Here is a 2946-nt window from a genome sequence, read left to right as displayed (position 1 = left end):
GGGCCGGTGGTGTGCCGGCCGTGTCGCGGAGAGGGCAGGATTCGAACCTGCGTGGGTTTTTAGGCCCGACCTGAAGGTGTTCCTCTGGTCCCCGATAAGCCGCTCCGGGCACCTCTCCTCGTTCCCGGCTTCCGGTTTCCCGTGCCGTTCACGAGAACAACATTGGCAGAGGGGTCTGATAAAACGCTGACATCCTCCTGACGTGGTCGGTGAATTCCTTTCCGGTCTTCCCCTCGGTGCGGCGTCGGTGCTCTACTCGCACCAAAAGGAAAACCTTTCGAAAGGGGTACGGGCATGCCCGCGACCACTGCGGACACCTCGGTTCTCGAGGCGATCCGGACGCACACCTGGAGCGAGAACGCCAGCGCGTTCCTGGCGCTCAACAGCGGCAACAGCACCTTCACCCTCCCCGGCGCCGACGGCGTCGTCGTCTACCGCCGAACCGGCGGATACGCGGTGCAGTTCGGCGGTCCCTTCGCCGCCCCCGACGACTACGACACACTCCTCGACGGCTTCCGCCGGTACGTGAAGGACGAGGGGCTGGAGCTGGTCGGCGTGCAACTCCAGCGCGCCGACGCCGAGCGCTACGCCCGGCGCGGTTTCACCGTCAACCAGGTGGGCGCCTCCTGGGCCGTGAGGCTGCCGGAGTTCTCGCTGCGCGGCACCCGCTTCATGCAGCTGCGCAACAAGATCTCCCGCGCGCACCGCAACGGCCTCGTGATCAAGGAGGTCACCGCCGAGGAGTGGCGGGGCGCGATAGCGACGATCGACGAGGCGTGGCTCGGCTCCAAGGGCGGCGCCCACCAGCTCGAGTTCCTCGTGGGCCAGATCGGCGGCGAACCGCAGGCGCACCGCCGGCTGTTCGCCGGCACCATCGACGACGCCCCGGTGGCGTACATCTCCTACTCGCCCGTGTACGGCGAGCGGGCCGGCTGGATGCACGACCTGAGCCGGCGCGTGCCCGAGGGTTCTCCGGGGCTGATGGAGGCCATCAACGCCCACGCCATCGAGGTCTTCCGCACCGAGGGCGTGGAGTGGCTGCACTTCGGCTTCACGCCGTTCACCGGACTCGACGCGAGCCACGAACTCGAGGGCCACAGCCCGGCGTTCCAGTGGCTGATGCACGCGCTCTGGGCCGAGGGAGCCGCTCTCTACCCCGCGCAGACCCAGCTCTCGTACAAGCAGAAGTGGGCCCCCGACGAACTCATCCCGGAGTACGTCGCCTTCGACCGGCCGACCGCCTCGCTCGCCGGCTTCGCGCACGTCTTCCGCGCCTGCAACGCCTTCTGACGCACCCCCGGCACACCGCCACCACACGACGAGGAGAACCGGAACAGTGAGTGACAGCAACGGGACCACGACCACCGGCACCACCGGGGCCACGTCCGTCGAAGCCCTCCAGCAGGCCATGGTCGGCCAGCTCATGGCCGTCATCGGAGCCCCCGACGACAAGGACGTCGCCCGTGCCGCGGACGACGTCGTCCGGCAGCTCGACGCCCGGCTCCGCGAGGCCGGTTCCGCCGCGGCCTGAGCGGAGGGAACGAGGCCCGGGTGCCCGGAGGACCACCTCTCCCGCAGCCGGGCCGATCAGCCCGGTATCAGTGACACATCAGCGGAGCACGGAACGCTGGACACACGTTCGCCCGGCGGCCCGGGCCCGGAGTACCGCACTGTTCCAGCGGTCCCGGCCGACGGGCGGGCGGCGCCCACCTTCCGTCACTGCCCACGGAAGCACTGTCGAACCCCGGCGCAGCCACGTCCCACAGGGCAGCGGCGCCGCCGCCCGCTTCGGGCACATCTCCCAAGGAGAGCAACGCATGCAGCGTCCGCACGTCCAAGAAGCCGAGGCCGTCACCGCTCCCAAGCAGCGCGGCGGCGCTTCGGCCACGTTCGCCGAACTCCTCAAGCGCGTCAAGGCGGAGGGTCTCCTCGACCTCGATCCGCGGTACTACATAGGCCGCCTGGCGCTGAACACCACACTCATCCTGCTCGGGTTCGCCGCGTTCTTCGCGCTCGGCGACTCGTGGTGGCAGCTGACGGTGGCGCTGTGGATGGGTCTGTGCGGCGGCCAGTCCGCCTTCATGTGGCACGACGCGGGCCACAAGGCCATGTTCCGCAGCAAGAAGGCCGCCTCCGCCATCGGCTACATCCACGCCAACCTGGTCAACGGGGTCAGCTTCGGCTGGTGGGTCAACCACCACAACCGGCACCACAGCAACCCCAACCACCTGGACATGGACCCGGACATCGGCCGGCGCACCGCCATCTTCGACATCAAGCAGTACCCCACCCGGCGCGGCACGCAGAAGTTCGTGGTGCGCTACCAGAGCGTGCTGTTCTTCGTGCTGCTGGTCCTGGAGTCCTTCAAGATGCTGAAGACGGCCGTCCTGTCCATCGCCCAGGGCAAGACCAAGCGCCCCGTGCTGGAGACGTTCCTGCTCGTCGCGCGGGCGGCCATCTACCTGACGCTGGTGTTCACCGTCCTCTCGCCCGTCCTCGCGGTCGCCTTCGTCCTGGTCCAGCAGGCGGTCCTGGGGCTCTACTTCGGCATGATCTTCGCCCCCAACCACAAGGGCATGGCGATCCGCGACGGTGAGGAGGAGACCCTGGACTGGCTGGAGCGCCAGGTCCTCACCTCCCGCAACATCCGCCCGTCCCTGCTGGTCGACTTCCTCTACGGCGGGCTCAACTACCAGGTCGAGCACCACCTGTTCCCGGCCATGCCGCAGAAGAACCTGGCCCGCGCCCGTGAGCTGACCCGGGAGTACTGCGCCGAGCGCGGTGTGCCCTACCACGAGGTGGGGTTCTGGGCCTCGTACCGCGAGGTCGCCTCGTTCCTGCACGAGGTCAGCGCACCGGTGCGACGCGGCGACGTCGAGGAGCAGATCCGGCGGAACGCGGGCCAGGCCGCCTGACGGGCTCCCGCGCGTCACCGCCGTCACCGCC

The 2946-nt window shown here is 69.0% G+C and carries 3 protein-coding genes and 1 pseudogene; 3 read left to right on the top strand and 1 reads right to left on the bottom strand.

Going from position 1 to position 2946, the window contains the following annotated elements; genetic code table 11:
• Nucleotides 1–26 precede the first annotated feature (26 nt).
• Nucleotides 27–118: pseudogene (locus A2U95_RS24140) on the bottom strand.
• Between the two features lie 176 nt (nt 119–294).
• On the opposite strand from A2U95_RS24140, the gene A2U95_RS24135 reads away from it, so the two are divergent.
• The 3 genes from A2U95_RS24135 to A2U95_RS24125 all read left to right on the top strand — a co-directional run bounded on the left by A2U95_RS24135 (nt 295) and on the right by A2U95_RS24125 (nt 2915).
• On the top strand, nt 295–1290 hold the full coding sequence (locus tag A2U95_RS24135) for a DUF2156 domain-containing protein (RefSeq protein WP_166026696.1): 996 nt from the start codon (nt 295–297) through the stop codon (nt 1288–1290).
• A 46-nt stretch (nt 1291–1336) separates the two neighbouring features.
• Complete coding sequence (locus A2U95_RS24130; RefSeq protein ID WP_166026601.1) at nt 1337–1531, top strand: hypothetical protein; 195 nt, start codon at nt 1337–1339, stop codon at nt 1529–1531.
• A gap of 286 nt (nt 1532–1817) precedes the next feature.
• Nucleotides 1818–2915, top strand: coding sequence for a fatty acid desaturase family protein (locus A2U95_RS24125; RefSeq protein WP_166026694.1), 1098 nt, complete (start codon nt 1818–1820; stop codon nt 2913–2915).
• Nucleotides 2916–2946: the final 31 nt, after the last annotated feature.

The sequence above is a fragment of the Streptomyces chilikensis genome (assembly GCF_001642695.1).
Lineage (GTDB): Bacteria > Actinomycetota > Actinomycetes > Streptomycetales > Streptomycetaceae > Streptomyces > Streptomyces chilikensis.
This window is presented reverse-complemented; position numbering and strand designations above follow the sequence as displayed.